Consider the following 26,537-nt stretch of genomic DNA (forward strand, 5'->3'; position numbering starts at 1 on the left):
CTCAGGTCGTTTGCGAAAGTCAGCCGAACGGCGCAGCCGGAATCCGTGCCCGGGCCGGAATCCCCGGCCGAGGACGGGTCCGGCTAGGTTGGGGGCATGACCACCGAGGCCCAGGACCGGAGCGCCCCGCTCGTCGCCGTCGCGTCCACGGACGCCGTGCTGCGGCACCCCGAGGCGGGGGAACAGGCGGGCGAACACCTGCTCACCGCCATGGAGCGCGAGCGCGCCGCCCGCTTCCGGCACGACACCTCACGCGCCGACTACACCGCCGGGCACGTCCTCGTCCGGCTCTGCGCCGCCCGGCTGCTCGGCGTGCCGACCGCCTCGGTCGTGCTCGCCCAGGAGTGCCCCGACTGCGGGCTGGCCGACCACGGCAAGCCGTACCTGCCCGACCACCCCGGCGTGGAGGTGACCCTCTCCCACACCCGGGGCGTGGTCGCGGCCGGAGCCGGGTTCCAGCCGATCGGCGTGGACGTCGAACTGGCCGTGCGCGGCGGCTCGCTGCGCGCCGTCGCCCGCCGGGTGCTCACCCCCGGGGAGCTCGCCGCCGTCGAGGCCGCCGCGGAGCCGGACCTCGCCTTCCTGCGGCAGTGGGTGCGCAAGGAGTCGCTGATCAAGATCGGCCGGGCCCGCCTGGACACCCTCGGCACGCTCGACCTCGCCGCCCTCCCCCTGGACGTCCCGCCCGGCGCGCCGCTGCGCAGCCGGTACGAGGACCTGCACCTGCTCGACTGGACGGACCGGGAGCACGACGCCGCCGTCGCGGCCGTCTCCACCGCCGCGCCGCGGGTCCTGGACCTCGTGAACCTCTAGCGCAGCACGGACTCCAGGAAGTCGCTGCCGATCCGGACCACCACCGAGAGGTCCAGCTGGTGCAGCACGTACCGGCCCCGGCGCCGGGTGGTGAGCAGCCCGGCCTTGCGCAGGACGGCGAGGTGGCGGGAGACCTCGGGGGCCGTGAGGTCGTGCGAGTCGGCCAGCTCGCTGGTCGAGTACGCGCCGCGCGCGAGGTGGCGGCACAGGCTCATCCGCATCGGGTGGGTCAGCGCCTCCAGGCGCAGCTTCACCGCCTCGACGGACTCGGCCCCGCCGACCTCGTGGGCGGCGGCCGGGTACTGGATCACGGGCTGCCAGCCCGGCGCGTACAGGGCGAAGAAGTGCGGCCAGCCGAAGACGGTGGGCACCAGGGTGACGCCGGTGCCCCGGGCGTCGGTGCGGCCGTGCACCAGCTTGTCGACGACCATCCGGCGGCCCTGCCCGTCCTCCTCCAGGCTCAGGACGGGGGACGCGGCGGCGAGCGCCTCGGCCAGGCCCTTGCGGCGCAGCAGGTCGGTCTTGTGCCGGGCGTCTGCCGCGAGCTGGACGTGGACGCGGCGCCAGGCGTCGGCGAAGAACGCCTGCTCGCAGTCCTCCAGCAGGCGCCGGATCCAGGCGCGGGTGCCGGTCGGGTCGGCCAGCGCCCGCTCGACGAAGGCCGCCTGGCGCGGGCCGCGCGCGGCCGCCAGGTCCAGCGCGCGGCGGCGCGACCAGGCGTCGGTCAGGGGTGAGAGCAGGCCCCGGGTGTAGAGGCTGCTGCTGCAGGAGATCTCCAGGGCCGAGCCGATGAAGGTCTCGTCGTCCAGGTGGTCGAGGTCGTCGAGCTCCTCGGCGAGGGTCTCCCGGGGCCGGGCGGGCATCAGGATGTCGGAGCGGGTCGAGCGCCACATGAAGTCGGCCTCGATCAGCCGGTCGGCGAGTTCGGGCTCCAGCGCGGCGGAGGTCGCCGTCGTCCAGGCGTGCAGCCTGGGGTGGTGAGCGGGCTCGGCCAGCGCGTGCAGCGCGTTGGCGAGTTCGGCCAGCGGAGAGGGGCAGAAGAGGATCCGCTCGGGCGGCAGTCCGGTGATGTCGATGGTCACGCTCACCCCACCATGGTGCCGGGTCGGGTGGGGCGGGTGTCGCGTCGTTTGACCAGGGCCGTCAATCCACGGGACCTCGGGCCCGCCCCGCACGCAGGGTGGGGGCATGAACGCACTGCAGCAGCAGCTCCTCGACAGCCACCGCGCCGCCCGGCACGGCGAGCCCGCCCCTCCCCTGCCCGGCACCCACGACCTCGCCGTGCTGCGGACGGTCCTCGACCGGATCCGCCGGGCGCTGCGCCTGCGGTAGCCGGGCTCCCGCAGCCGGGCTCCCGCAGCCGGGCTCCCGCAGCTGGACTCCCGCAGCCGGGCTCCCACCGCCGGACTCCCACAGCCCGACGGCCGCAGCCGGACTCCCACGAGCCGATGAGCGGATAAGCAGGTGTTAGCGTGCCTGCTCGCGGGCCCGCGCCCGCGCCCCCTCCCCCGGACCGATCGAAGGTGCCCCGCCGTGGCCAAGTTCCTGCTGAGCCTGCACGTCCTCGTGTCGGTGCTGTTCATAGGCCCGGTCGCCGTCGCCGTCAGCATGTTCCCGCGCCGGGCGAAGGCCGCGCTCGCGGGCGGGCCGGACGCCGCCGGGGAGGCGGGCGTGCTGCGCGTGCTGCACCGGATCACCCAGGTCTACGCGCTGCTGGGCGTGTCCGTCCCGGTGCTGGGCATCGGCGTCGCGCAGGTGATGGGCGTGCTGGGGCAGTCCTGGCTGATCGTCTCGATGGTGCTCACCGCGATCGCCGGCCTCTCCCTGCTCCTCTTCGTCCTGCCCGGCCAGCAGGCCGCCGTCGACGCCCTGGAGCTGGCCCCGGAGGACGAGCAGCACGGCAAGGCCGTGAGCGGCCTGCGGCTGCTGCCGATGACGGCCGGGGTGTTCAACCTGCTGTGGGCCGTGGTCGTGGTGCTGATGATCATCCGCCCGGGCTCCACCACCGGCGCCTGAGAAGCGCCCCGCGCGGGGAGGCGCCCTCCCGTACGCCGGGCTCGTTCGAGTACCGTCCTCGACCATGACGATCACGGCGGGCATGGGCAGCCCCACAGGGACCGGCGTCGGCCCGCTGCTGCGCGGCTGGCGCGAGCGGCGCCACCTCAGCCAGCTGGAGCTGGCGCTGCGGGCGGACTCCTCCGCCCGGCACCTCAGCTTCGTCGAGAACGGGCGCTCCCGGCCGAGCCGGGAGCTGCTGCTGCGCCTGGCCGAGCAGTTGGACGTCCCGGTGCGCGAGCGCAACGCCCTGCTGCTGGCGGCCGGTTACGCGCCGCACTACGCCGAGACGCCGCTGGACGACCCGTCGATGGACGCGCTGCGCGACGGCGTGGAGCAGCTGCTCGCCGCCCACGACCCGTACCCGGCGCTGGTCGTCGACGGCGCCTTCCGGGTCCTGGCGGCGAACCGGGCGAGCGCCCTGCTGCTGGAGGGCGTCGCCCCGCACCTGCTGGAGCCGCCGCCCAACGCGATCCGGCTCGCCCTGCACCCGGACGGGCTGGCGCCGAGGATCGTCAACCACGGGCAGTGGCGGCGGCACCTGCTGGAGCGGATGGAGCGGCAGCTGGAGCTGGTCCGCTCCGAGACGCTGCGGCGGCTGTACGAGGAGGCGCTCGGCTACCCCGAACCGGAGGGCGACGACCCGGCGGAGGCCACGGGCCCCTCCCCGTTCGCGCTGCCGCTGCGGATCCGGCACGACGGGCTGGTGCTGTCCTTCCTGTCGGCCATCTCGACCTTCAACACCCCGCTGGACGTGACGGTTTCGGAGCTGGCCATCGAGACCTTCCTGCCGGCGGACGACCGGACGGCCCGCTACCTGCGCTCCCAGGTGCGGCCCTAGGCCCCGGACCCCCCGGACTCCCGGCGCAGGGCGGCGAGTTGGAGGCCCGCGAAAAGGGCCACCACGGCGGCCTGGGCGGGGATCCAGACGGCGCCCGCGGTGGTCGGCTCCAGCCGGGTGGCGAGGGCCGCGAGGCTGAGCACCGTCCAGGCGGCGTTGAGGTCGACGACGGCCAGGACGGCGAGGCGGTGCGGGCGCGGGCGGGCGGCGAGAGCGGCCACCAGCAGGGCGTAGGCGGTGAGGAAGAACCCGAGGCCGAACAGGGTGGAGCGGCCCAGGCCGAGCAGGCCGCCGAGCGGGCCGGAGAGGGCCAGGTAGGCCAGGCCGTTGGCGCCGGTCACCGCGGCGTCCAGGGCGAGGGTGCCGCGGACGGTCCAGGGCGAGAGGGCGGGTGCGGGGGTGGTCGCGTGCGCGGACACGGCGGATTCGCCTCCTGACGGGAGTTCCGGTGGGGATGCCCCCAGCCTGCCGGGAGGGGCGGCGGGCGTCGATTACCTCCCACGTCATGGCGGTTCAGGGCCGCCCCCGCAGCACCACGCCCGCCCGCTTCACCGCCCGCGCGGTGATCGTCGTCTCGGCACGGGTGACGCCCAGCGGGCCGAGGGTGTCGGTGAGGAAGCGGTAGAGGGCCGGGTGGTCCGGGCAGAAGAGCGTGGCCAGCAGGTTGGTCGGGCCGCTGGTGGCGAAGACGCCGTGCACCTGGGGGTGGCCGGCCAGGGCCTCGCCCACCTCGGCGAGGCGACCGGGCGGGACGTCCAGCCAGAGGTTGGCGTCCACGGCCATGCCGAGGAGCCGGGGATCGACGGTGACGTGGGTGCGCAGCAGCCCCAGCCCGTCCAGCCGGTGCAGGCGCCTGCGCACCGTCGACTCGGGCGCGCCGACGGCGGCGGCCAGGGCGGCGTGGGACTGCCGGGCGTCCTCGCCGAGGCGGTCGAGCAGGGCGCGGTCCAGCTCGTCCAGCGGCGGCCGTACGGCGGGGCGCGGCGGCCGGGGGCGGGCGAGGGCGGCGGCCTCCGAGGCGGTGAGGTGGCCCGCCTGCCACTGGGAGGCGTCGGCGAAGGCGTGGAGCACGGCGTGGGCGGTGGTCTCGGTGACGGCGCTGGTCGCGGGTAGCTGCCCGTACAGCAGGCGGTCGCGGGAGCCGGCGTCGGTGAGCATCACGGCGCCGATCTCCTGGCCGCCGAGGAGGACGTCGACGAAGGGCACGTCGGGCCGGTCGGCCAGGGCGCGGGCGACGGCGTCGACGGTGCCGCTCAGCACCCGGACGCGCAGCAGCAGGGCGCCGACGGCGTCGTCCTCGACATCGGGGAGGCGCACGACCCGCAGCACGCCGGTCTGCCGCATCCGGGAGAGGCGGCGGGTGACCGTCCGGGCGGAGACGCCGAGCACCTCGGCGAGGCGGCCGGGCTCGGCCCGTCCGTCGAGCTGGAGGGCGCAGACCAGGCGGCGGTCGAGAGGGTCCAGCGGGCTGTCCGGATCGGTCGCTGAGAGGTCCATGATGTCCGTTCTCCGTCATTCACTGGCAGGGGACGTCCTGATCGGCAGCCCACACGGTACTCCTTGTCCTACCGACGAGGAGGAGGACGACGATGGACCTGTGGACGATGGCGGAGGGCGTGGAGGCGGCGGTGCGCGCCGTGGGCGCGGGGCTGGTGGCGCGCCGGCCCGTCGAGCCGGTCGCGGCGCGGACGGCCGAGGAGGCGGCGGCCGCCTTCGCGGCGGTGGACGGCCCGGCCGCCGCCGAGCTGCGCGAGCTGCTCACCGCCCTGTACCCGGCGGCCGGCTGGCTGCCCGAGGAGCTGGACGGCTCGGTGCCCGCCGAGGGCGAGTGGTGGGTCTGCGACGCCACCGACGGCGCGGTGCAGTACCTGCTGGGGCAACCGCACTGGGCGGTGACGGCCACGCTGGTGCGCGACGGCGCGGCGGAGCTGGCCGTCGTGCACGCCCCGGAGCTGTTCGGCCGGGGCCGGACGTACCGGGCGGTGCTGGGCGACGGCGCCCAGCTGGACAGGCGCCCGATCGCGCCGCTGGAGCGGGAGTTGGCGATCACCGTCGCCGCCACCAGCCAGCCGCCGACGGTCGCGCGGGACGCGACGGCCCTGCGCCGCGCCGGGGAGTCGCTGTCCGCGATGGCGGGCGAGGTGCTGGCCGTACGCAACCTCGGCCCGACGGCCCTCCAGGTGGCCCAGGTCGGCTCCGGCCACCTGCCGCTGTTCTGGCAGTACGGCGTGGACGCGGGCAACCTGCTGCCCGGCGCCCTGATCGCCCGCGAGGCGGGCGCGGCGGTGACGGACGCCGCCGGGGCGGCCTGGACGGCCGGCTCCGACAGCTTCCTCGCCGCCGCGCCCGGGCTGCACGCGCGGGCGCTGGAGGTGCTGCGGACGGTCAGCTGACGCCGAGGTCGGGGCCGAGGTTGACGCCGTGTTCGAGGCCGTGGCCGCGGCCGAGGTCGAGGCCGAACAGCCCCGCCGCGTTGTCGTGGCAGACGGCCCGCAGCCACTCCTCCCCCAGCCCCAGCCCGGCCAGCGCCTCCAGCTGGTGGACGTACCGGTACGGGATGTTGGGGAAGTCGCTGCCGAGCAGCACCCGTTCGCGCAGCGCGCGCAGCCGGGGCAGCTCCTCCCGGGGGAAGGGCACGTCGGCCTCGGCGAAGTCGGTGAACGCGATGGTCGTGTCCAGCCGGACGGCCGGGTGGCGCTCGGCGAGGTCGAGGAACCCGGCGTACTCGGGCATGCCGAGGTGGGCGACGACCAGGACCAGGTCGGGGTGGCGCTTGAGCACCTCGCCGATCGGGCCGGGGCCGGTGTGGTTGCCGGGGACGGGGCCGGAGCCGCAGTGCGTGACCACGGGGGTGCCGGTGTCGGCCAACAGGCCCCACACCTCGTCGAGTTCGGGCGCCGCCGGGTCGTAGCCGCCGACCTGGAGGTGGGCCTTGAACACCCGGGCGCCCTCCTCGATCGCCCGCGCCGTGTAGGCCGCCGCCCCGGGCTCGGGGAAGAAGGTGGCGGTGTGCAGGCACTCCGGGGTGCGGGCGGCGAAGTCGGCAGCCCAGGCGTTGAGCCAGCCGGCCATGCCGGGCTTGTGCGGGTAGAGCATCGAGGTGAACGCCCGGACTCCGAACTCCCGCAGCCGGGCGACGCGTTCGGCCTCCGCCTCGCGGTAGGTGATCGGCCAGGGGCGGCCGACGAGCGGGCCGGCCGCGTCGAAGTAGGCCCACACCTTGTCGAGGACGTTCTTCGGCATGAAGTGGGTGTGCACGTCGATCAGCCCGGGCAGGCCGAGGCCCTGCCAGAACTCCCGTACGGCCACGGCCTCCTGGGCGCTCACGCCGGCACCGGACGGGCGCGGTCGATGATCGCGGCGGTGTCCACGCCGGTCGGCAGGGTGCCGAAGGCCGAACCCCCGCCCCCCGCGAGGCGGGTGGCGCAGAAGGCGTCCGCGACGGCCGGGTGGCCGTACCGGACGAGCAGGGAGCCCTGGAAGGCCAGCGCCATGGCCTCGACGAGGCGCCGGGTGCGGTACTCCAGGTCCGTCCGGTCGCCCAGCTGCTTGCGCAGGCCGGCGACGGCGGCGTCCAGCCGGTGGTCGGCCCCGGCGGCCGAGTCGAGCTCGCCGAGGAAGGCGTCGACGGTCTCGGGGCGCTTGGCCATGGCCCGCAGCGCGTCCAGGGCGGCGACGTTGCCGGAGCCCTCCCAGATGGAGACCAGGGGCGCCTCGCGGTAGAGCCGGGGCATGCCGGACTCCTCGACGTAACCGTTGCCGCCCAGGCACTCCAGCGCCTCGGCGGCGTGCGCGGGGCCGCGCTTGCAGACCCAGTACTTGGCGGCGGCCAGGCCCAACCGCCTTACCAGCGCCTCGGTTTCGTCCCCGGCGAGGGTGCGGTCGGTGGCCTGGGCCAGCCGCATGGCGACGATCGTGGCGGCCTCGGACTCGACGACCAGGTCGGCGAGCACGTTGGCCATCAGCGGCTGCTCGACCAGCGGTTTGCCGAACGCCCGCCGGTACAGGGCGTGGTGGACGGCCCGGGTGGTGGCCTGGCGGATGCCGGAGGCGGCGCCGAGGGTGCAGTCCAGGCGGGTCATGTTGACCATCTCGATGATGGTCGGCACACCCCGGCCCTCCTCGCCGACCAGCCATCCCACGGCGCCGTCGTACTCCAACTCGGCGGAGGCGTTGGACTTGTTGCCGAGCTTGTCCTTGAGCCGCATCAGCTGGAGCCGGTTGCGGCTGCCGTCCGGCAGGACGCGCGGAAGTGCGAAGCAGCTGAGCCCGCCGGGGGCCTGGGCGAGGGTCAGGAAGAGGTCGGACATGGGCGCGGAGGTGAACCACTTGTGCCCGGTGAGCCGGTAGGTGCCGTCCGGCTGCGGGGTGGCGGTGGTGGTGTTGGTGCGGACGTCCGAGCCGCCCTGCTTCTCGGTCATCGACATGCCGGCGATCAGCCCGCGCTTGGTGCGCGGCTCGCGCAGCCCGAAGTCGTACTCCTTCGCGGCCAGCAGCGGCTCCAACTCCGCTGCCAGGGCGGGGTTGTGGCGCAGCGCGGGGACGGCGGCGTAGGTCATCGAGACCGGGCAGGTGTGGCCGGCCTCGACCTGGCCCCAGACGTAGAACTTCGCGGCGCGGGCGGAGTGCGCGCCCGTCCGGTCGTCGCGCCAGGGCGCGGCGTGCAGGCCGTACGAGACGGCGGTGCGCATCAGCTCGTGCCAGGAGGGGTGGAACTCGACCTCGTCGACGCGGTGGCCGAAGCGGTCGTGGGTGCGCAGCACGGGCGGGTTCTCGTTGGCCGACCGGCCGTGCTCGGCGGCCTGTTCGGAGCCGGCGAGGCGGCCGAGTTCGCGCAGTTCGGGCTCGGCCCAGTCGGCGCCGGCGCGGTGCAGGGCGTCGAGCAGGGTCGGATCGGCGGCGGTGTCGTGTCCGTACGGCAGGGGCACCTGGTTGGTGACCTCATGCGTCGCTGTCATCGCGTCCTCCCAGGGCACGCAGGGTGAAGGAGACCAGGGCGGGGACCACCTCGGAGGCGGCCCGTTCGGTGGGGTCGCCGAGCGGTCCGGCCAGCGCCTCGCCGACGGCGCCGACGAGGGCGGCGGCGGTCAGCACCGGGTCCTGGCGCGGGAGTTGACCGTCGGCCACGGCGGCGGCGATCTCGGTGGCGATCACGTCGCGGAAGGCCCGCCGGAAGACGAGGCGCTCGCCGTCGACCACCGCGTCGGCCGGCTCGACCAGCAGCGCGTACGCCAGCCGGGGCGCGCGCAGGGCGCGGGCGGCGAAGGTCTCGACGACGGCGGCCACGCGCCGCAGCGGATCGTCCCGGAGGGCGACGGCCTCGTGGACGGCGGCGATCTCCCGGCTCACCACCCGGCGGAAGAGCTCGACGGACAGCTCGGCCTTGTTGGCGAAGTGCTGGTAGAGGCTGCCGGTGGCGATCCCGGCGCGGTCCGCGACGGCGGCCATGGTGCAGCCGCCGTAGCCGCGGTCCGCGAGCAGGAGCACGGCCGACTGGAGCACGGCCTCCCGCTGGGCGTCCAGGCGTGCCTGGACGGCGGGGGTGCGTCGGTAGGCCATGGAAGCATTGAAGCACTGATTCAGCACTTCAGGAAGGACCCGGGAACGCGGGGAGGCCACCCCCGCTGCTCGGGGGTGGCCTCCTCACGTACGGCGCGTTGCAGCGTTACCGCGTTACAGCGGCCGGTGCTCCTGCTCCAGCTTCTGGCCCTCGACGTCGAGCGGCCCGAACGCCGGGACGGACTGCGGGGACTTCGTCAGCGACTTGGCGGCCGCCGCCTGGTCGCCCAGGCCCGCCCACTGCTGCACCCTGGCGGTCGCCTCGGCCGACTCCGCGGCCGGCAGCTTGCCGATGTTGGAGCCGTGGTTGCCGCCGGGCACGGTGTAGACGAAGCTGTCGTTCTCCTCGTCCGGGCGGAACGGCTTGGCGCCCCACGGGTCGTTGCCGCCGTAGACGTAGATGATCCGCTCGGCGTCGCGCTTCACCCAGCGGTCGATGTCGCGCATCGCGTACGGGTTGAAGGCGGGGACGTTGACGTCCTTGGAGATGTAGGAGCGCGCGGAGTACAGCTCCTTGTAGTCGTAGTGCAGCAGGTCCTTGATGTTCGAGACGTCGAAGAACGGCTGCCCCAGCTCGGTGGCCGCCTGGTAGTAGTAGGCGGTGTACTTCGCCAGGCCCTGGTCGCTGTTGCCGGTCGCGCCGACCTGGGCGTCGTACCAGTTGAACAGCTCGTCGTCGCTCGCGGTGGCCGCCACCGGGACCTTGGCGCAGTCGGCCTCCAGGCTGTACTGCCAGAACGACCAGACGGTGTCCAGCACGCCGCCCTCGTAGGCGCGGTCCGCGCTGCCGACGGTGGTGAAGGTGGAGCCGGCGGCCTTGTTGGCGGCGTCGAAGCGGGTCTCCATCCGGTCGCGGCGCACCAGCAGTTCGCGCTGGGCGGCGGCGAGGCGGCTGCGGCACTCGGGGGTGCCGACGGTCTGGAAGAACGTGCTGTACGCGGAGTAGTCGTCCACGTTGGTGTTGTTCGGCGCCACGTACGCGACGGTGCCCGCCATGTCGTCCGGGTAGAAGCGGCGGTAGTAGGTGGAGGACATGCCGCCCTTGCTGGCGCCGGTGGAGAGCCACTCCTGGTCGTAGATCCGCTTGAGGGCGGTCACCAGCTTGTGGGAGTCGGCGGCCTGCTGGCGGATGCCGGCCTTGGTCCAGTCGGCCGGCTCGGGGCGCGAGGGCGTGAAGTAGCGGTACTCGATGGAGACCTGGTTGCCGTCCACCAGCCGGGTCGGCTCGGTGCGCGAGGGCGTGGTGCCCAGGGTGTAGCCGTTGGTGTAGAAGACGGTCGGGCGGTCGTAGCCGCGGTGCAGCAGGGTGAAGCGCTGCTGGAAGGTGCCCAGCCAGGGGCGGAAGTGGTCGATGGGCTGGGTGTAGGTGGCGACGAAGAAGCGGTGGCCGGTGGTGGTCGGCTTCTCCTCCGTGATCGTCACGCCGGGGATCGCCGCGAGGCGGTCCTTGATGTCGGCGTTCGGGTCGTCGGCGGGGCTGTGGCCGTGGGCGGCCGCGGCCGCACCGCCGTCCGCGGCCAGCGCGGGGCCCGCCAGGCCCCCGCCCATCACCAGGACCGGGGTCAGCACGGCGGTGACCATCAGACCTCGGAACCTGGCTATCGACTTGGTGCTCATCAACTCTCCATCTGGTCAACGGACATGAACGGCGCCGTGGTGGTCACGACTGTGCGGTGCGGGCGGTGCGGTGGCCGTCCGGTAGACGGCCGGATGGGCCACCCGCCGGGTCGCGGGTGGCCCATCGGGGTGAAGGCGCCGGTCAGGGGCACGCCTGCCGTGCTCGACGGGCCTTCGGGTTCACGGGTTCATCGGGTTCACGGGTTCATCGGGTTCAGGGGCGGGGCAGGACGCAGTTGGGCAGCGTCAGGTCCAGCTGGTTGCCCGGGCCGAAGCAGGCCGGGATGAGGTACGTCTCCTGGGCGTAGCCGATGCCCTGGTGCACCGTCACCCCGCCGCTCTGGTCGACCTCGCAGGGGTTGTTGAGCGTGCAGGACTCGCCGTTCTCGTTGATCGTGTTGTTCACAGCGACCAGCAGGCCGGTCGAGGCGTCGACCACCGGGGAGCCGGAGGTGCCGCCGATCACGTCGCAGCTCGGGGTGTAGCGGACGGAGTCCTTGAACGTCCAGTCCGCCTCGTTGAGCTGGTACGCGAAGCCGTCGACCGAGCAGGAGTAGATCTTCTTCCAGTACCCGGAGACGACGCGGATGTCGGCGCCCTGGACGGGGTGGGTGTCGGCGACGGTCAGCGGCGCGATCCCGTACTGCGACTGGATCGTGGCGTAGTCGGTGTTCAGCTGGTAGATCGTCACGTCGGTGTCGGTCATCGCGCTGTAGACGACCTGGGTCGCCGTCAGGGTCGCGAGGTCGCTGCCGTCCGGGTTGAGCAGGATGAACGTGCGGTTGGACGCCTGGTTGGTGACGACCTGGCCGGGGCCGGGCATGCCGGTCTCCAGACAGTGCCCGTTGGAGAGCACCAGCGCCGGGTCGGTCGGGGCCGAGTTCGGCATCCGGACGACCGAACCGGAGCAGTTGCTGAGCGCCACCGTCCCGGCGAAGGTGACGGCGCCGACCGGGTCGGCCTGGGCGGGTGCCGCACCCGTCAGAGCGGTTCCTCCGGCGAGGACGAGCGCGGCGAACGTGCCTATGAGCGGCTTCTTCATGAGAGACCTCTCGGTGTGGGGGTCCACCAAACCTGTCGCGGACATGACCCACTGTCAAGAGTCACCACAAGACCTGGCACGCAGTGCTATCGGGCCACTCACTGCCCTTCCGGCGCGAACCGCAAACCCGTCAACTCCCGTGCCAGTGGCGCCGACCGATGCTGATCAGGCGCAACTGCATCCGGGCGGTGGCGGCGATGCGCTCGACCCGGCCCGGATCGGACTCCAGCGCCTCCAGGAAGGCGGCGGCCATGGAGACCATGTGGTCCACGTACAGTTCGGCGAGCATCCGCAGCTCTTCGGCGCCCCAGCCCGGCAGCGGCGGCTGCAGCGCCAGCGCCTCGCCCACCTCGGAGGCGAACCCGCCGAGTTCGGCCTCGATCGCCTCGCGCACCTGCCGGACGCCGCCGTGCCGCTCGCGGGTCAGGAACCGCATGTGCGCCCGGTGTTCGCGCACGTGCCGCTCGATCACCGTCACCGCGCGGTCGATCAGCTCCTCGGCGCCTCCCGCCTCGGCGAGCACCGAGCGGATCATCACGTGCAGGCTGGCCAGCGACTCCTCGACCAGGGCGACACCGAGCGAGGCGAGGTCGGGGAAGTGGCGGTAGAAGGCGGCCGGGGAGAGCCCGGCCCCGCGGGTGACCTCGCGCACGCCGAGGCCCGCCAGGTTCTGCTCGGCCAGCAGGTGCAGGCCCGCGTCCATCAGGGCGCGGCGGCTCTGCTGCTTCTGGGCCTGCCTGGCCCCCACGGTGTGACTCACGCCATTCAGTAAACAGTTGTTTGCCGAGTCGCGCCACTCGGCGTACAGTGAGGCCCGAAGTCAGTGAACACTTGTCAACCGAAATCGGTGCCGCCGTCCACAGCGCCCGGCACCGTCGGAGGAGTCAGCCGTGATCCTGTTCTCCGCCCTCGTCGCCATGGGCGTCCTGATCGGCACCGCCGCGCACACCTCGCTCCCGGTCTTCCTCACCGCCTCCGCCGCCATCACCGCCTGGCTGCTCGCCTTCGGCGCCCGCGAGGGCATCGCCCGGCTGCGGCAGCGCTGAGCCGTCCCGCCCCACGGAGACCCCACCCCACGGAGCACCCCGCCCCACGGAGCACCCCGCCCCACTGCACGGAGAGGACCCACCGTCATGAGCACCGCCGTCAGCACCCGCACCGACGCCGCCGAGGCCGACGGCCTGGCCGTCGCCTCCTTCCTGCTCGGCCTGCCCGGACTGCTCCTGTTCAACATCGTCCTGGGCCCGATCGCCGTCGTCCTCGGCGCCCTCGCCCTCGTCCGCGGCACCCGCCGGCGCGCCCGGGCCGTCCTCGGGCTCTGCCTCGGCGTCGCCTCGCTGGTGATCCTGGCCGTCACCACCGCCACCTCGCACGGCGTCCTGATCGACATCCACTCCTGAGACGCGCCTGAGACGCGCCTGAGATCCCGACGCTTCACCGGAGTTCACTCCCCCGGACCCCGCGCGCCGTAGGGTGGCGGGTGAGACGGCCGGGTGACCACAGGGGGCGGCAGTGACGACCGACGAGCACAGAGGCACGACACCGGCGGACGGCGGGCGCCTGCTCGCGGTGAGCGACCTGCACATCTCGTACCAGGAGAACCGGGACCTGGTCGAGAAGCTCCAACCCGGCCACCCGGACGACTGGTTGATCGTCGCCGGGGACGTCGCCGAGCACTCCGCTAGCATCGAGTGGGCCCTCGGCCTGCTCGCCGAGCGCTTCGCCCGCGTGATCTGGGCGCCCGGCAACCACGAGCTGTGGACCCACCCGGAGGACCCGGTGACGGTGCGCGGCGTCGCCCGCTACGAGCACCTCGTCGACCTCTGCCGCCGCCTGGGCGTCCTGACCCCCGAGGACCCGTACCCCGTGTGGACCGGCGCCGGCGGGCCCGTCCGCGTCGCGCCGCTGTTCCTCCTGTACGACTACTCGTTCCGCGCGCCCGGCACCAGCACCAAGGAGGAGTCGCTGGCCGCCGCGTACGAGAGCGGCATCGTCTGCGCGGACGAGCGGATGCTCCACCCCGACCCGTACCCCGACCGCGACTCCTGGTGCCGCGAGCGCGTCCGGCTCACCGCCGAGCGCCTGGCCGCCTGCGACCCGTCCGTCCCGCTGGTGCTGGTCAACCACTACCCGCTGGTGCGCACCCCCACCGAGATCCTCTGGTACCCGGAGTTCGCCCAGTGGTGCGGCACCGAGCTGACCGCCGACTGGCACCTGCGCTTCCCCACCGCCGCGATGATCTACGGCCACCTGCACATCCCGCGCCGCACGGTGTACGACGGGGTGCCCTTCGAGGAGGTCTCCCTCGGGTACCCGCGCGAGTGGCGCAAGCGCGGGCTGCCGGACCCGCTGCTGCGCGAGGTCTTCCCGGGCGCGTGACACGGGCGCACCCCCCGCGACGGCGGGGGGTGCGTCCCGGGGATCAGGCGTTCGCCTCCTCGAAGGCCGCCGACGCCTCCGGCCGGGCCAGGGTGACGGTCAGCTCGCCGTCGCCCGTGTCCGCGATCAGGGTGTCCCCCTCGCGGACGGTGCCGTCCAGCAGCAGGTTGGAGATCCGGTTGTCCAGCTCCGACTGGATCGTGCGGCGCAGCGGCCTGGCGCCGAACTCCGGCTGGTAGCCCCGGTTGACGAGGTACTCCTTGGCCGCATCCGTGACGTCCAGCTCCACGTCCTGGGCCCGCAGCCGGCGCCGGGTGCGGTCCAGCAGCAGGTCGACGACGGAGAGCAGGTCCTTGCGGGTGAGGGCGTGGAAGACGATCACCTCGTCGATCCGGTTGAGGAACTCGGGCCGGAACTGCTGGCGCAGGTCCCTCATCAGGTCGTCCCGGATCTCCTCCACGTTGCCCGCGTGGTCGAGGATGCGCTGCGAGCCGATGTTGCTGGTCATGATGACCACGGTGTTGCGGAAGTCGACCGTGCGCCCCTGGGAGTCGGTCAGCCGGCCGTCGTCCAGCACCTGGAGCAGCAGGTTGAAGACGTCCGGGTGCGCCTTCTCCACCTCGTCGAAGAGCAGCACGCTGTACGGCTTGCGGCGCACCGCCTCGGTGAGCTGCCCGGCCTCCTCGTAGCCGACGTACCCGGGCGGGGAGCCGACCAGCCGGGAGACGGTGTGCTTCTCCGGGAACTCGCTCATGTCGAAGCGGATCATCCGGTCCGGGTCCCCGAAGAGCAGCGCCGCCAGGGCCTTGGCCAGCTCGGTCTTGCCGACTCCGGTCGGGCCGAGGAAGAGGAAGGAGCCGGTCGGGCGGTCCGGGTCGCCCATCCCGGCGCGGCCCCGGCGCACGGCCTGGGCGACGGCGGTGACGGCCTCGTCCTGGCCGATCACCTTCTCGTGCAGGTGGGCCTCCAGGTTGAGCAGCCGCTCCTTCTCCGTCGCGTTCAACTCGGCGACGGGGATGCCCGTCCGGGAGGAGAGCACCTGGGCGATGTCGTTCGCGGTGACGTCCACGACCTCCTCGCGGGACTCGGCGATCGCCGCCAACTCGTCCTCGGTCTGCCGCAGTTCGGTCTTGAGGTTGGCGGCGCGGACGAACTCCTCGTCGGCGACGGCCTCGTCCAGCTCGCGCTTGAGCTTGGTGATCCGGTCGTGGACGGACGTCGCCTCGGTGGAGCCGCTCAGACTGCGCAACCGCACGCGCGCACCGGCCTGGTCGAGCAGGTCGATCGCCTTGTCGGGCAGGAAGCGGTCGCTGACGTACCGGTCGGAGAGCGTCGCGGCGGCGTCCAGCGCCTCGTCGCTGAACCGCACCTGGTGGTGCGCCTCGTACGCGTCGCGCAGGCCCTGGAGGATCTCGATCGTCTCCTCCACGCTCGGCTCCGGCACCAGCACCGGCTGGAAGCGGCGCTCCAGCGCGGCGTCCTTCTCCACGTGCCGGCGGTACTCGTCCAGGGTCGTCGCGCCGACCACACTCAACTCGCCGCGCGCCAGGGCGGGTTTGAGGATGTTCCCGGCGTCCATCGAGCCCTCGCCGCCACCGCCCGCGCCGACCACGGTGTGCAGCTCGTCCAGGAAGAGGATCACGCTCTTCTCGGCGGCGGTGACCTCGTCGATCACGTTCTTCAGCCGCTCCTCGAACTCGCCCCGGTACTTGGACCCGGCGACCAGCGCGGTGAGGTCCAGGGAGACGACCCGCTTCTCCGCAAGGCTCCGCGGGACGTCCCCGGAGACGATCCGCTGCGCCAGCCCCTCGACGATCGCGGTCTTGCCGACGCCGGGCTCGCCGATCAGCACCGGATTGTTCTTGGTGCGGCGGGAGAGGATCTCGACGGTCTGCTCGATCTCCTCGGCCCGCCCGACCACCGGGTCCAGCCTGCCCGAGCGCGCCTCCTCGGTGAGGTCCCGGCCGTACTCGTCCAGGGTCGGGGTCTCGCTCGGCTGCGCGCCCGTGCTGCTGCGCTCGCCGCCGACGCCCCGGCCGTCCAGCACCGTCTTCAGCGCCTCCTGCGAGGGCGCCGCGTTGCGCAGCGCGGCGCCGCCGCCGGAGCGCTCCTGGTCCAGCAGCGCGCCGAGGATGTGCTCCGGGCCGATGTACGAGGCGCCGGCCGCCTGCGAGCGGGCGTGCGCGGCCAGCAGCGCGCGCTTGGCGGAGGGGGTGAGCGCGGGCTGCCCCTCCACGGCGCCGGGGCCGGAGGGCAGGGCCTGCTCCAGGTCCTCGGCGATCTGGTCCGGGTCGATGCCCGCGCGCTCCAGCATCCGGCGCGAGGGGTCCACCCGGGTGGCCGCCCAGGCCAGGTGCGCGGTGTCCAGGTCGTTGGTGCCGTCCTCCACGGCGCGCTGCGCGGCCAGTGCCAGCAGCTCCTGTGAGGACTCGCTGAGCAGCCGCCCGATCGGCACCCTCTGCACGGCGGGCGGGGAGGCCAGCGGGCTCATCCCGAAGAACCGGCTGAGCAGGTCGGAGAACGGATCGTTCGATCCGAACGGGGGCATGGTCACGGCGATTCACCTCTCCCAAGCGGTTTGCTGCCACACAAACACAGGGCCGTCGGCGCCGCCTGTCGAGCGAAGGGCCTGCTCAGGCGGTGAAGTGGTCCAGCAGCACGCCGCCGCTGTACGTCACGGCCATCGCCAGCAGCCCGCCCAGGACGTTGCGCAGCACCGCCCGCCGGGCGCCCGCGCCGCCGAGGCGGGCGCTGCCCCAGCCGGAGAGGGTCAGGGCGGCCACCACGGAGGCCACCGTCACGGGCAGCCGCCAGGACTCGGGCGGCAGCAGCACGGCCAGCAGGGGCACCAGGGCGCCCAGGGTGAACGCGGCGGCGCTCGCCAGGGCCGCCTCCCAGGGGTTGGTCAACGCCTGCGGGTCGATGCCGAGTTCGCTCTGCGCGTGGGCGCCGAGCGCGTCCCGCTCGGTGAGCGCCACGGCCACCTCGCGGGCCAGCGGGTCGCCCAGGCCGCTGCCCCGGTAGTAGTCGGTGAGCTCGTCGAGCTCCCCCTCCGGGTCCTCCGCCAGTTCGCGCCGCTCCTTGGCCAACGCGGCCCGCTCGGTGTCGCGTTGGGTGCTGACGGAGACGTACTCGCCGGCCGCCATGGACATCGCCCCGGCCAGCAGCCCCGCCACCCCGGCGGCCAGCAGCGCCGTGCGCGAGCCGGCCGCGCCCGCGACGCCCGTGAGGATGCCCGCGGTGGACACCACGCCGTCGTTGGCACCGAGCACCGCGGCGCGCAGCCAGTTCAGCCTCGACGCCAGCCGCGCCCGCGACTCGCCCGTCTGCTCGCCCGTCTGCTCGCCCGTCTGCTGGGCCATCGTGCTCCTCGGGGTCGGTGCCCCGATCCTCGCCCGCTTCCCGGGAGGCCGCCAGCGGGGCGACTCACACGTTCAGCCCAGCGCCCGGCGCAGGTCCTCGGGCCCCCGGTACAGCACGCCGGTCATGCCGAGGGCCCGTGCGGCCTCGACGTTCTCCTCGCGGTCGTCGACGAACAGGCAGCGGTGCGGGGCCACTCCGGCGCGTTCGGCGGCGATCTCGTAGATCCGCCGGTCCGGCTTGGCGCTGCCCACCTCCGAGCTGTTCACGACGGCGTCCGCGAGGTCCGTCAGGCCCATCGACGCCAGGTCCTCGCCGAGCCAGCGCGTCGCGTTGGTCACCAGCACCACCGGCCCGTGCTCCCGCGCCCGGCGCAGCAGGGCCACCACCTCCCCGTCCGCCCGGAACGGCGAGTCGGCGAACGCCTGGGCCAGCCGCCGGGCCCGCTCGCCGTCCACCGCCCGCTCCAGCCCGCGCGCGATCGACTCCACCCACTGCGCCTTGGTGATCCGGCCCAGCAGCAGCGGCAGGTCCACCTCCGGCGCAAGCCGACGGCCGCCACGCTCCCCGGCTCCAGCCCCGCCTCCCGCTCCAGCGCGGCCACCCCGGCCCCGTCGAAGAACCGGATCACACCGTCCACGTCGCACAACACCGCATCGAATCCCCTGGTCACCGCACCTTCGTACCACCACCGCGCGAAACCCGTGCGGGCGGGGCCCCAAACGGATGTTCCAGTCCGTGCTCTCCGTGGGAACCATGGGAGTTGACCGACCGTCACTCCGGGAGCGAACACTCACCGGACAGGACAAGGGGGTTGCCGGGAATGCTGCCCGAGGAGCTGAGCGCGCTGACCGTGGCCGCGGCCACGGGGATCGTCCAGGCCGCCGGGACCGACCTGTGGTCGGCCGTGCGGGAGCGGGTGGCCCGGCTGTGGCGCCGGGGGCGGTCGGGGGCCGAGCAGGAGGAGCGGGCCGAGCTGGCCGCGCGGGAGCGGCTCGACGAGACGGGCCGGGAACTGGCCGCCGCCGAAGGCGCGCCCGCCGCCGCCGAGCGCTGGCGCGACCGCTGGACGGACCGGCTGCAGGTCTTCCTCGGCGACCTCCCGGCGGAGGAACAGGCCGAGGCCGTCAGGGAGTTGAGGGCACTGCTCACCCTCGCGGAGGAAGGCCGGGAGCCCGCGCCCGGGGTGCAGGCCTCCGACGGCGGCGTGGCCGCCGGGCGGGACGTCCACAACAGCGGCGTGATCGCCCGCGACGTCGAGGGCGGCATCGTGTTCGGGGGCACCGACCGCCCTACCCCGCCGGGGCCGGCCCCGCGCTGACCGGCTCCGGAGACGAGCACGACCCCGCCGAACGGGCGGGCCAGGCGCAGCACGAGCACCAGCCCTCAGGCGTCGGCGCCGGCCGGGACGTCACCAACCACCGCGGCGTCCTCGCGGGGCACGTCGACCACGTCCACCTGTACGGCGGCGCAGCCGCCCCGGCCCCCGACCGGCCCGACCGCCCCGTCCAGCTCGGCACCGTGCCCGCGCCCGCCGACTGCTACCGCCACCGCCCGTCCGTGGACGGCCGCCTGGCCCAGGGCGGCTCCGCCCTGCTGAGCGGCCCGGCCGGCACCGGCAAGACCCAGGCGGCCGCACACCTCGTCCATCTCGCCCTCCAGGCGGGCGAGTTGGACGTCGTCCTGTGGATCGACGCCTCCAGCCGGGCCGCCGTCCTGCACGCCTACGCCCACGCCGTCGCCCGGCTCGGCGGGCCCGGCGCCGCCGAGGAGGGCCCCGACCGCCTGCTCGCCTGGCTCAACACCACCGACCGCCGCTGGATGGTGGTCTTCGACGGGCTGGACACCCCGGCGGACCTCGCCGAGCTGCGGCCGGCCCCGTCCGCCACCGGCCGGGTCCTCGTCACCACCCGCAGCAGCTCGCAGCGGCTGCGGATGCGGCGCCAGAGCCACGTCCCCGTCGGGCACTTCACCGCCGCCGAAGCCGTCGGCTTCCTCGCCGACCGCCTCGCCGTCCACGACCTCCACGCGCCCGCGCCGGAGCTGGGCACCCTCGCCGAGGGCGAGGCGGGCCACCCCGCCCGGCTGGCCGCACTCGCGGACCGGCTGGTCGACGAGGCCACCGCCGCGCCGCCGCACCCGTACGGGCTGCGCCACGGCCCCGCCCGTACGGGGCGGCCGACCACCGCCTGCCCCCTGTGCGCGCCCCCGGGCCCGGCCGACACCGCCGTGGCGCTGCGGTACGCACCGGAGGACGTGGTCTGGGCCCGGTGGGTCGAGGCCGTGCTGACCCGGGCCGGCCTCACCCCCGTCCCCGAGCCGGCCGACGGCTCCGATGCGAGCGAGTCGCCGGACCGCACCGTCCTGCTCGTCTCCCCCGCCTCCCTGCGCTCGCCCAGGCCGCCCGCCCCCGCCACCGGCCGCGTCGTGGTCGGCCGGATCGACGGCGTCTCCCCGCTCGCCGCCCACCGCACCCTCCCCGGCGTCCAGTTGACCGGCCCGGACGGCACCCGCGCCGCCGCCGCACTGCTCGACGCCCTCGGCGGCGCCCCGCGCGTGCCCGACCTCACCGGGCTGCGCTGGCCCGGCTCCGGCGGCGCGCACTTCAAGGCCCCGCTGCGCCAGTCCGCCTTCACCGGCCGCCGCGAGGTCCTCGACCACCTGCACCGCCGCCTCGGCGGCGGCGTGGCCGCCGTCCTGCCGAGCTCCCAGACCCTGTTCGGGCTCGGCGGCATCGGCAAGACCCAGATCGCGCTGGAGTACGCCCACCGGTTCAAGGCCGAGTACGACCTCGTCTGGTGGATCGACGCCGAGCAGCCTGAGCTGATCCCCACCGCGCTGGCCAAGGTCGCCCGCGAACTCGGCCTGCCCGTCGGCGACTCCGTCACCGAGGCCTCCGACGCCGCCCTCACCGCCCTGCGCCGGGGAGCCCCCGCCGAACGCTGGCTGCTGGTCTTCGACAACGCCGACGAGCCCGCCGAGATCCAGCCCTTCCTGCCCGGCGGCTCCGGGCACGTCCTCGTCACCTCCCGCAACCCCGGCTGGAACCGGATCGCCGAGGCCTTCGCCGTCGACGTGTTCACCCGCCGGGAGAGCGTCGAGCACCTGTGCCGGCGCGCCCCCGGCCTCACCGCGCGGGACGCCGACCTCGTCGCCGACGAACTCGGGGACCTGCCGCTGGCCGTCGAGGTCGCCGCCGCCTGGCTGGACGCCACCGGCATGCCCGTCGACGACTACCTCGCCCAGCTGCGCAGCGCCGCCTCCCGGGCCCTCGCCCTCGACCGCCCCGTCGGGTACCCGGCCTCCGTCGCCACCACCTGGAGCGTCTCCATCACCCGGCTGCGCACCGAGGCCCCGGCGGCCGCCCGGCTGCTGCAGCTGTGCGCGTTCTTCGCCCCCGAGCCCATCGCCATGCGGCTCTTCTACAGCAAGCCGATGGTCGACGCGCTCGCCCGCTACGACGAGCGCATCGACGGCCCGCTCGCCCTCGCCGGGGCGATCCGCGCGATCGGCCGCTACTCGCTCGCCCGGGTCGACGCCACCCGCCGCACCGTCCAGCTGCACCGGCTCGTCCAGGCCGTCATCCGCTCCGAGATGACGGAGGCCGAACGCCGCGCCGCCCGGCACGACGTCCACCTCGTCCTCGCCGGGGCCCGCCCCGCCGCCGGGGACGACACCGGGCCCGCCGACTGGCCCGTCATCGAGGAGATCTGGCCGCACCTCGGAGCCTCCGGCGTCGAGGAGTGCGACCAGCCCGAACCCCGCCAACTGCTCATCGACCGGGTGCGCTACCTGTGGCGCCGCGGCGACCACCGGCACGCCGACGACCTCGCCGTCGCCCTGCTCCCCCTGTGGGCCGAACACCTCGGCGAGAACGACCCCCAGCACCTGCGGCTGCGCTTCCAGCGCGCCAACATCCTGCGCTCCCTCGGTCGGCACGAGGAGGCGCTCGCCCTGGACGAGGCCGTGCTGGCCGGGCAGCGCGCCGTCCTCGGCGAACACCACCGGCACACCCTGATGACCGCCGGCTCCCTCGCCGCCGACCGCCGCTGCCTCGGCCGCTTCGAGGACGCCCTCGCCCTCGACGTCGAGACCCACGCCCACTTCCTGCGGCTCTTCGGCCGCCACAACGACCGCACCCTGGCCATGGCCCACAACCTGGCCATCGACCACCGGCTCGTCGGCGACAGCCGCGCCGCCCTCGACCTCGACCTCGAAACCCTCGACGGGCAGACGGCCGTCCTCGGCCCGCTGCACCCCTGGACCCTCGTCACCAAGTACTGCCTCGCGCGAGACCTCAGGGACCTCGGCGACTTCCCCGGCTCCATCGAACTCCTACGGGAGTCCAGCGAGGGCTTCGCCACCATCCAGGACCCGGAACTCCCCGAGAACCTGCGCAACGCCACCTCCCTCGCCGTCTCCCTGCGCCGCGCCGGCCTGCTGGAGGAGGCCCGCGCCACCAACGCCGTCACGTACGAGCGCCTCCTGCGCCGGTACGGCGAGAACGCGCCCGACACCCTCATCTGCGCGATCAACCTCGCCGCCGACCACAGCGCCGCCGGGGACAACGCGGCCGCCCGCGCCCTCACCATCCAGGTCCAGGCCGCCCACCACCGCCTCTTCGGCCCCGACCACCCCTTCACCCTCCTCTGCGCCGCCAACCTCGCCCTCTACCTGCGCACCAGCGGCGAACCCGAGGCGGCGGTCGACCGCGGCGAGGCCGCCGTCGCCGCCCTGCGCGAACGCGTCGGCGCCCACCACCCGTTCACCCTCAAGGCGATGACCAACCTCGCCAACGCCCACAACGACGTCGGCCGCCACAGCGACGCCCTCGCCCTCCAACGCCTCGCCGCCACCGGCCTGCGCACCCGCTACGGCGCCGACCACCCCGACACCCTCGTCTGCACCGCCAACCTCGCCCTCACCCTCCACGCCCTCGGCCACCCCGCCGACGCCGCCACCCTCCACACCCACACCCTCACCACCCTCACCCACCACCTCGGCCCCACCCACCCCGACACCCTCACCGCCCACACCCACCGCCCCATCGACCGCGACCTGGAATCCCAACCGGTCTGACCCCGCCCCGCGGACCCGCCGCTGACCCGCCACCGCCCCGAGCCCGCGCCAACGCCGGAAGCCCCGCAGCACAATCGCTGCGGGGCTTCCGGCCCATGATCGTTTAGGAGAATTTTCGGAGACACATCAGCGCGACAGCCCCCATCCCACCCCGGCGAGGCTCTGGCGCACATGCACAAACGGCTGCGGCCCAGGCCGGGAGAGTGCTCCCGACCTGGGCCGCAGCCTCAGATCTGTCCGTTCAGGGGGTGGGCGCGGACGGTTTCGAACCGCCGACATCTGCTTTGTAAGATCGAACGCGGCCGTTGGGGACCGGCCCGAACGCATCCCGCCCGCCAACGCCGAGTGTTCACGGGGACGCGCAGGTGTGTCGGCGTCCGGGCGTGTTGATGTCAGGAAGCGATGTCAGCATCACGTCCCGCACCGGCCCCAGCGGAGCGCCCATACGGCCCGGGCCCGACACCACAGGACTCTCAGCTCAAAGCCTCCATCGACGACGAGTCGGGCGAGTCGGGCGGTACGAAGAAGGCCGCCTGACGGGCGCGCTGAGACCAGAACTGAGACCATCATCGGCCTAGGAATACGGTGGTCACGCGGCTGGAAGCGGCTGCACAGGACGCGGTAGCCAAGGGAGCGCGAGTTGACGGACAGGGACTGCGGAGAACGAGGGATCTCCCCCCGCGAGTGGAGCGACGCCCAGATGATCTGGGAGTACCAGTTGATGCACCACACGCTCAAGCCGTGCTCGGCTGGGATCGGCTTGGGCAGCCACGACTTGGGAGTGGCGACGCACTCTGCGGAGCTCTACAACGACGGCCTGTTCCCGGTGCTGGTGTTCACTGGAGGGAACAGCCCGACGACCGCCGCCCGCTTCCCGCAGGGTGAGGCCGTTCACTACCGAGCACGCGCGATGGAGCTCGGCGTCCCCGACTCGGCGATCCTGGTTGAGCCGAACGCTGCGAACACCGGCCAGAACGTCGCTTTCTCGCGTGAGGTACTGGCCGCCGCGCGGATCCCGGTCTCTTCGGTGCTCGTTGTCTGCAAGCCGTACGAGGAACGGCGGTCCTTCGCGACCTTCCGCCAGTTGTGGCCGGAGGTGGAGGTGGTGTGCGCCTCGGAGCCGGTGGAGTTCCGCGACTATATCGCTGGCATCGGCGATGCCAAGCTGATCATCGACATGCTCACTGGGGCTCTGCAACGGGTGATTCTCTACTCAGACAAGGGCTTCACCATCCCGCAGGAGGTGCCGGACGACGTGCGGGCCGCGTTCGATCGCCTGAGCGCAGCAGGCTTCGACAGCCGTCTGATCCGCAGCTGACCTTCCCGGCTGACTGGCAAAGAGCGGCGCCCCCGGAGGATCCTCGGGGGGCGCGGCTGTTCACTGGTCGGCTAGCTGGTCGGCCGCTTCTCGCTCCTTGGGGTCCAGGCTTTCGGACCACGCCGTGTACAGCGCGCGAGCGTCAGCCGGAGTGGTGCCGAGGGCGGCGCCGATCTGCTCCCAGGAACTCCCATGCCGCAGGGCCTCCCGAACGAGGAGGGGCTGCCCTGCTGCCACGGCCTGAGTGATGGCCACACCCAGGGCTAGAGCGGCGATGGCATCAGGGGCTTCCGGGGCACCCCAAGCCGTCCCAGTGCCAGTCAGCCGGGCATTGTGCCGCTCGCGACGGTCAGCCATGTCCCCGATGCTCGCAGGTGGGACGTCGGCGGGGGTGCCGATCGTCGCGGTGTCGATCGCGCGGGGCCTGCCTTCACTCGGCACGTTGCTACCTTCCTGACTGAGTTGGTCGGCTGCTTGCTGGCCACTCTAGGGGCCCAGGGGACGAGGGAGGTCACTTGTCTTTCTGCCGGTCCTTGCTGGAGTCGGGGACCTGGAAGTCGTACTGCCAGGCGAAGTACGAAGCGGCGTGCACCCCAATGGCGAACTCGACCACCGTGCCGTCGGCGGTGTACGTGGTCCGGTGAAGCTCTACGACCGGTTCGCCAAAGGGAAGTTGGAGCACCTTCACCTCATCCGGCGTAGCGGCGCGAGCGAAGATCTCTTCCCGCATGTGATCGATCTCGTATCCCGCGTCGTAGAGCACCCGGAAGCCGCCGCCACGGCCAGCCGGGCCGGGGGTCGGGTCAACGATCCTCGTCCCCTCCACGTGCTCGGGTCGGTAGTAGCTGGTCAGGGTGTGGGTGGGCTGTTCTCCCTCCTTGACCAGTCGTGCACGGGCGTACACCTCCGATCCGGCCGGCAGGCCGTGAGCCGCAGCGGCGGCAGGCGGGGCGACGACGCGAGAGACGGTCTGGGTCTGCTCGCCACGCCGGTATGCCCGCCCCGATGCCACGCGGTCGGCGACGAACGCGACCTCATCCCCGTCGCGCCACTTGACCTTGTCGTAGCGCTCGATGCCGATCCGCTTGAGCGGAGTTTGCGCCCGGACGAGGGTCCCGTGCCCGCGTGACGAGATGACCAGCCCCTCCGCCTCCAGGGCCTTGTAAGCCGCGTGAACGGTGGATTTCGACCCCTTGCCCGCGTCGACCTGGGCGCGGATGTGCGGCAGCGGCTCCCCTGGGGCGTACTCACCGTTTCTGATCTGCTCTGCCAGCTGGTCCGCCAGCTCTCGCCACTTCGGCGCCATGTGACCTCCTCGATCCACCGCCAGTGAAGCACAGTCCCAGGACTGTTGACATCCTCTGGCGCGTGGGGCAATGTCTTCATCAGCGCCGCAGTCCCAGGACTGTGAAGCAAAAGGCCTCATGGGGCCTGTTTTGACCTGCACAAACGCGCCCGGAGGGGTGGGGTGACAGCCCCCCGAAGGCAGTGCTCGACCTTTGAGAACTCAACAGAGTGCTTCACGACGGGGCTCAGCCCCGTCCCCGCGCGGACCGGGTGACGTCCGCAGCGTTTCGAGTGTCTTTGGTCCCCGATCCGTCCGCTCGTCGGTCGGGTCGGGGGCCATGGCTGCTCGTGATGTGACGAGTAGCTGGGCCTGCATGCAACGAGCCGCCGCGCTGTCCTTGGCCGGGTGCGCGGCGGCTCTGCGGGCTCACCCACCATCTGACGAGGTGAACCCAGTGAAACTGTACGTCGGAGGCCAGGAGGCGTTGACGCCCCTGGAGTTCATGGAGCTGGCGCTCGGTGTCGGCATCGACGTCGAGCTGTTCATCGGCAGCGAGGACGAGTCGGACGAGGACCGCCTGATTCGGCTCGACGCCGCGCGGGACATCCTGCGGGACCTGGACGGCCCGGCGGCCGGCTTCGGGTCCGCGCTGATGCACACCGCCGAGCGCTCCCGGGTGCGGACCTGGAAGGCGGCGGCCTGATGAGCGCCAAGGTCCGGCGGTTCAAGGCCGCCATCCGCAACCCGCACCGGGCCCGTCCGGCGGCCACCGTGCTCGCCGAGTACCGCCCGAACCCGGACGGCGACCTGCGCGGCGCCGCCTGCGCCAGTGTCGATCCGAGCCTGTTCCACCCGGAGGTCGACGAGGACGCCGAGGACATGGAGGCCGCCCTCGCGACGGCTGAGTGGTCCGAGCGTCGCGCCAAGATGATCTGCGCCGGGTGCCCGGTCCGTCTGCTCTGCCTCGGCCGGGCGCTGGACCGCCGGGAGCCCTACGGGATCTTCGGCGGCCTGAACGCAGACGAGCGCAACAGCTTGCTGCGGCGGGCAGCCCGCGACCGGGCCCGGGCGAACGCCGGGAGTGTCGGGTGACGACGATGGCGGCGCCCACGGGCGTTTCGACCCCGGCCGCCCCGGATTCAACGGCGCGGCCGACCGCTTCAACCGCGCGGGTCGACGGCGCGAA

27 protein-coding genes and 1 pseudogene are annotated in these 26,537 nt (G+C 73.5%); 13 read left to right on the forward strand and 15 right to left on the reverse strand.

The genetic code is table 11. From position 1 onward, the window contains the following. Window positions 1-96: 96 nt before the first annotated feature. Window positions 97-813: a 4'-phosphopantetheinyl transferase family protein gene (locus tag ACIRRS_RS34995; RefSeq protein ID WP_402979921.1), complete on the forward strand. Its 717-nt coding sequence runs from the start codon at window positions 97-99 to the stop codon at window positions 811-813. Here ACIRRS_RS34995 and ACIRRS_RS35000 read toward each other — a convergent pair. Further along, window positions 810-1,901 (reverse strand): DUF5937 family protein, encoded by a 1,092-nt coding sequence (locus ACIRRS_RS35000; RefSeq protein WP_402979924.1) that lies wholly within the window; start codon window positions 1,899-1,901, stop codon window positions 810-812. The genes ACIRRS_RS34995 and ACIRRS_RS35000 overlap by 4 nt on opposite strands. Before the next feature lie 100 nt (window positions 1,902-2,001). Here ACIRRS_RS35000 and ACIRRS_RS35005 point away from each other — a divergent pair, with 100 nt between their 5' ends. The 3 genes from ACIRRS_RS35005 to ACIRRS_RS35015 all read left to right on the forward strand — a co-directional run bounded on the left by ACIRRS_RS35005 (window position 2,002) and on the right by ACIRRS_RS35015 (window position 3,709). Further along, window positions 2,002-2,145, forward strand: a complete 144-nt coding sequence (locus ACIRRS_RS35005; protein WP_402979927.1) for a hypothetical protein — start codon at window positions 2,002-2,004, stop codon at window positions 2,143-2,145. A 201-nt stretch (window positions 2,146-2,346) separates the two neighbouring features. Continuing rightward, the gene (locus ACIRRS_RS35010; RefSeq protein WP_402979930.1) at window positions 2,347-2,829 is read left to right on the forward strand and encodes a DUF2269 family protein; all 483 of its coding nucleotides are present in this window, start codon (window positions 2,347-2,349) and stop codon (window positions 2,827-2,829) included. 64 nt (window positions 2,830-2,893) lie between these two features. After that, window positions 2,894-3,709 carry a helix-turn-helix domain-containing protein gene (locus ACIRRS_RS35015; protein ID WP_402979933.1) on the forward strand — a complete coding sequence of 272 codons (816 nt, stop codon included), beginning with the start codon at window positions 2,894-2,896 and terminating at the stop codon, window positions 3,707-3,709. On the opposite strand, the gene ACIRRS_RS35020 is transcribed toward ACIRRS_RS35015, so the two are convergent. Together ACIRRS_RS35020 and ACIRRS_RS35025 are read right to left on the reverse strand one after the other, a co-directional pair. Beyond that, on the reverse strand, window positions 3,706-4,128 hold the full coding sequence (locus ACIRRS_RS35020) for a hypothetical protein (protein ID WP_402979935.1): 423 nt from the start codon (window positions 4,126-4,128) through the stop codon (window positions 3,706-3,708). The two genes, ACIRRS_RS35015 and ACIRRS_RS35020, sit on opposite strands and share 4 nt — an antisense overlap. 94 nt (window positions 4,129-4,222) lie before the next feature. Continuing rightward, entirely contained in the window at window positions 4,223-5,206 is a 984-nt protein-coding gene (locus ACIRRS_RS35025; protein WP_402979938.1) for an Lrp/AsnC family transcriptional regulator, read from the reverse strand. Between the two features lie 92 nt (window positions 5,207-5,298). On the opposite strand from ACIRRS_RS35025, the gene ACIRRS_RS35030 reads away from it, so the two are divergent. Then, complete coding sequence (locus ACIRRS_RS35030; RefSeq protein ID WP_402979941.1) at window positions 5,299-6,102, forward strand: inositol monophosphatase family protein; 804 nt, start codon at window positions 5,299-5,301, stop codon at window positions 6,100-6,102. Here the strand turns inward: ACIRRS_RS35030 and ACIRRS_RS35035 are convergent. The 6 genes from ACIRRS_RS35035 to ACIRRS_RS35060 form a co-directional block, all read right to left on the reverse strand. Continuing rightward, window positions 6,095-7,036 (reverse strand): amidohydrolase family protein, encoded by a 942-nt coding sequence (locus tag ACIRRS_RS35035; protein WP_402979944.1) that lies wholly within the window; start codon window positions 7,034-7,036, stop codon window positions 6,095-6,097. The genes ACIRRS_RS35030 and ACIRRS_RS35035 overlap by 8 nt on opposite strands. Further along, entirely contained in the window at window positions 7,033-8,667 is a 1,635-nt protein-coding gene (locus tag ACIRRS_RS35040) for an acyl-CoA dehydrogenase family protein (protein ID WP_402979947.1), read from the reverse strand. Before ACIRRS_RS35040 ends, ACIRRS_RS35035 begins: the two co-directional genes overlap by 4 nt. Further along, window positions 8,651-9,268 (reverse strand): TetR/AcrR family transcriptional regulator, encoded by a 618-nt coding sequence (locus tag ACIRRS_RS35045; RefSeq protein WP_402979950.1) that lies wholly within the window; start codon window positions 9,266-9,268, stop codon window positions 8,651-8,653. Before ACIRRS_RS35045 ends, ACIRRS_RS35040 begins: the two co-directional genes overlap by 17 nt. A gap of 114 nt (window positions 9,269-9,382) precedes the next feature. Continuing rightward, window positions 9,383-10,816, reverse strand: coding sequence for a S28 family serine protease (locus ACIRRS_RS35050; RefSeq protein ID WP_402980037.1), 1,434 nt, complete (start codon window positions 10,814-10,816; stop codon window positions 9,383-9,385). 283 nt (window positions 10,817-11,099) lie between these two features. Beyond that, on the reverse strand, window positions 11,100-11,927 hold the full coding sequence (locus ACIRRS_RS35055; RefSeq protein WP_402979953.1) for a trypsin-like peptidase domain-containing protein: 828 nt from the start codon (window positions 11,925-11,927) through the stop codon (window positions 11,100-11,102). Window positions 11,928-12,057: 130 nt separating this feature from the next. Then, entirely contained in the window at window positions 12,058-12,687 is a 630-nt protein-coding gene (locus ACIRRS_RS35060; protein WP_402979956.1) for a TetR family transcriptional regulator, read from the reverse strand. A 130-nt stretch (window positions 12,688-12,817) separates the two neighbouring features. On the opposite strand from ACIRRS_RS35060, the gene ACIRRS_RS35065 reads away from it, so the two are divergent. The 3 genes from ACIRRS_RS35065 to ACIRRS_RS35075 all read left to right on the forward strand — a co-directional run bounded on the left by ACIRRS_RS35065 (window position 12,818) and on the right by ACIRRS_RS35075 (window position 14,306). Further along, window positions 12,818-12,973: a hypothetical protein gene (locus ACIRRS_RS35065; protein ID WP_402979959.1), complete on the forward strand. Its 156-nt coding sequence runs from the start codon at window positions 12,818-12,820 to the stop codon at window positions 12,971-12,973. 87 nt (window positions 12,974-13,060) lie between these two features. Beyond that, window positions 13,061-13,327, forward strand: a complete 267-nt coding sequence (locus tag ACIRRS_RS35070) for a DUF4190 domain-containing protein (protein WP_402979962.1) — start codon at window positions 13,061-13,063, stop codon at window positions 13,325-13,327. A gap of 112 nt (window positions 13,328-13,439) precedes the next feature. Continuing rightward, window positions 13,440-14,306 carry a metallophosphoesterase family protein gene (locus tag ACIRRS_RS35075; RefSeq protein WP_402979965.1) on the forward strand — a complete coding sequence of 289 codons (867 nt, stop codon included), beginning with the start codon at window positions 13,440-13,442 and terminating at the stop codon, window positions 14,304-14,306. 43 nt (window positions 14,307-14,349) lie between these two features. Here ACIRRS_RS35075 and ACIRRS_RS35080 read toward each other — a convergent pair whose 3' ends face one another. From ACIRRS_RS35080 to ACIRRS_RS35090, 3 genes and pseudogenes are all read right to left on the reverse strand, one after another. After that, a complete protein-coding gene (locus ACIRRS_RS35080; RefSeq protein WP_402980040.1) occupies window positions 14,350-16,854 on the reverse strand; it encodes an ATP-dependent Clp protease ATP-binding subunit in 2,505 nt (834 codons plus the stop codon). 85 nt (window positions 16,855-16,939) lie between these two features. Continuing rightward, entirely contained in the window at window positions 16,940-17,668 is a 729-nt protein-coding gene (locus tag ACIRRS_RS35085; protein ID WP_402979968.1) for a VIT family protein, read from the reverse strand. Between the two features lie 72 nt (window positions 17,669-17,740). Beyond that, a pseudogene (locus tag ACIRRS_RS35090) lies at window positions 17,741-18,318 on the reverse strand (HAD family hydrolase). Between the two features lie 162 nt (window positions 18,319-18,480). On the opposite strand from ACIRRS_RS35090, the gene ACIRRS_RS35095 reads away from it, so the two are divergent. Further along, window positions 18,481-18,987 (forward strand): hypothetical protein, encoded by a 507-nt coding sequence (locus tag ACIRRS_RS35095; RefSeq protein WP_402979971.1) that lies wholly within the window; start codon window positions 18,481-18,483, stop codon window positions 18,985-18,987. Between the two features lie 65 nt (window positions 18,988-19,052). Here the strand turns inward: ACIRRS_RS35095 and ACIRRS_RS35100 are convergent, their stop codons facing one another. Beyond that, window positions 19,053-19,217 (reverse strand): hypothetical protein, encoded by a 165-nt coding sequence (locus ACIRRS_RS35100; protein ID WP_402979974.1) that lies wholly within the window; start codon window positions 19,215-19,217, stop codon window positions 19,053-19,055. 9 nt (window positions 19,218-19,226) lie between these two features. Between ACIRRS_RS35100 and fxsT the strand changes: the two genes are divergently transcribed. Together fxsT and ACIRRS_RS35110 are read left to right on the forward strand one after the other, a co-directional pair. Continuing rightward, window positions 19,227-22,745, forward strand: coding sequence for an FxSxx-COOH system tetratricopeptide repeat protein (gene fxsT / locus ACIRRS_RS35105; protein ID WP_402979977.1), 3,519 nt, complete (start codon window positions 19,227-19,229; stop codon window positions 22,743-22,745). A gap of 700 nt (window positions 22,746-23,445) precedes the next feature. After that, the gene (locus ACIRRS_RS35110) at window positions 23,446-24,063 is read left to right on the forward strand and encodes a YdcF family protein (RefSeq protein ID WP_402979980.1); all 618 of its coding nucleotides are present in this window, start codon (window positions 23,446-23,448) and stop codon (window positions 24,061-24,063) included. A gap of 60 nt (window positions 24,064-24,123) precedes the next feature. Here the strand turns inward: ACIRRS_RS35110 and ACIRRS_RS35115 are convergent, their stop codons facing one another. Together ACIRRS_RS35115 and ACIRRS_RS35120 are read right to left on the reverse strand one after the other, a co-directional pair. Beyond that, window positions 24,124-24,420 (reverse strand): hypothetical protein, encoded by a 297-nt coding sequence (locus ACIRRS_RS35115; protein WP_402979983.1) that lies wholly within the window; start codon window positions 24,418-24,420, stop codon window positions 24,124-24,126. A 154-nt stretch (window positions 24,421-24,574) separates the two neighbouring features. Beyond that, a complete protein-coding gene (locus ACIRRS_RS35120) occupies window positions 24,575-25,369 on the reverse strand; it encodes a GntR family transcriptional regulator (protein ID WP_402979986.1) in 795 nt (264 codons plus the stop codon). A gap of 427 nt (window positions 25,370-25,796) precedes the next feature. On the opposite strand from ACIRRS_RS35120, the gene ACIRRS_RS35125 reads away from it, so the two are divergent. Next, window positions 25,797-26,054 carry a hypothetical protein gene (locus ACIRRS_RS35125; protein ID WP_402979989.1) on the forward strand — a complete coding sequence of 86 codons (258 nt, stop codon included), beginning with the start codon at window positions 25,797-25,799 and terminating at the stop codon, window positions 26,052-26,054. Then, window positions 26,054-26,443, forward strand: a complete 390-nt coding sequence (locus ACIRRS_RS35130) for a WhiB family transcriptional regulator (protein ID WP_402979992.1) — start codon at window positions 26,054-26,056, stop codon at window positions 26,441-26,443. Before ACIRRS_RS35125 ends, ACIRRS_RS35130 begins: the two co-directional genes overlap by 1 nt. Window positions 26,444-26,537: the final 94 nt, after the last annotated feature.

Source organism: Kitasatospora sp. NPDC101183 (genome assembly GCF_044767945.1).
In the GTDB taxonomy this organism is placed as follows: Bacteria; Actinomycetota; Actinomycetes; order Streptomycetales; family Streptomycetaceae; genus Kitasatospora.

Coding starts and splice junctions, on each gene's coding strand:
- ACIRRS_RS34995 (WP_402979921.1), top strand. CDS start 97: ATGACCACCGAGGCCCAGGACCGGAGCGCCCCGCTCGTCGCCGTCGCG.
- ACIRRS_RS35005 (WP_402979927.1), top strand. CDS start 2,002: ATGAACGCACTGCAGCAGCAGCTCCTCGACAGCCACCGCGCCGCCCGG.
- ACIRRS_RS35015 (WP_402979933.1), top strand. CDS start 2,894: ATGACGATCACGGCGGGCATGGGCAGCCCCACAGGGACCGGCGTCGGC.
- ACIRRS_RS35025 (WP_402979938.1), bottom strand. CDS start 5,206: ATGGACCTCTCAGCGACCGATCCGGACAGCCCGCTGGACCCTCTCGAC.
- ACIRRS_RS35030 (WP_402979941.1), top strand. CDS start 5,299: ATGGACCTGTGGACGATGGCGGAGGGCGTGGAGGCGGCGGTGCGCGCC.
- ACIRRS_RS35040 (WP_402979947.1), bottom strand. CDS start 8,667: ATGACAGCGACGCATGAGGTCACCAACCAGGTGCCCCTGCCGTACGGA.
- ACIRRS_RS35045 (WP_402979950.1), bottom strand. CDS start 9,268: ATGGCCTACCGACGCACCCCCGCCGTCCAGGCACGCCTGGACGCCCAG.
- ACIRRS_RS35050 (WP_402980037.1), bottom strand. CDS start 10,816: ATGGGCGGGGGCCTGGCGGGCCCCGCGCTGGCCGCGGACGGCGGTGCG.
- ACIRRS_RS35055 (WP_402979953.1), bottom strand. CDS start 11,927: ATGAAGAAGCCGCTCATAGGCACGTTCGCCGCGCTCGTCCTCGCCGGA.
- ACIRRS_RS35070 (WP_402979962.1), top strand. CDS start 13,061: ATGAGCACCGCCGTCAGCACCCGCACCGACGCCGCCGAGGCCGACGGC.
- ACIRRS_RS35080 (WP_402980040.1), bottom strand. CDS start 16,854: ATGCCCCCGTTCGGATCGAACGATCCGTTCTCCGACCTGCTCAGCCGG.
- ACIRRS_RS35085 (WP_402979968.1), bottom strand. CDS start 17,668: ATGGCCCAGCAGACGGGCGAGCAGACGGGCGAGCAGACGGGCGAGTCG.
- ACIRRS_RS35110 (WP_402979980.1), top strand. CDS start 23,446: ATGATCTGGGAGTACCAGTTGATGCACCACACGCTCAAGCCGTGCTCG.
- ACIRRS_RS35115 (WP_402979983.1), bottom strand. CDS start 24,420: ATGGCTGACCGTCGCGAGCGGCACAATGCCCGGCTGACTGGCACTGGG.
- ACIRRS_RS35120 (WP_402979986.1), bottom strand. CDS start 25,369: ATGGCGCCGAAGTGGCGAGAGCTGGCGGACCAGCTGGCAGAGCAGATC.
- ACIRRS_RS35130 (WP_402979992.1), top strand. CDS start 26,054: ATGAGCGCCAAGGTCCGGCGGTTCAAGGCCGCCATCCGCAACCCGCAC.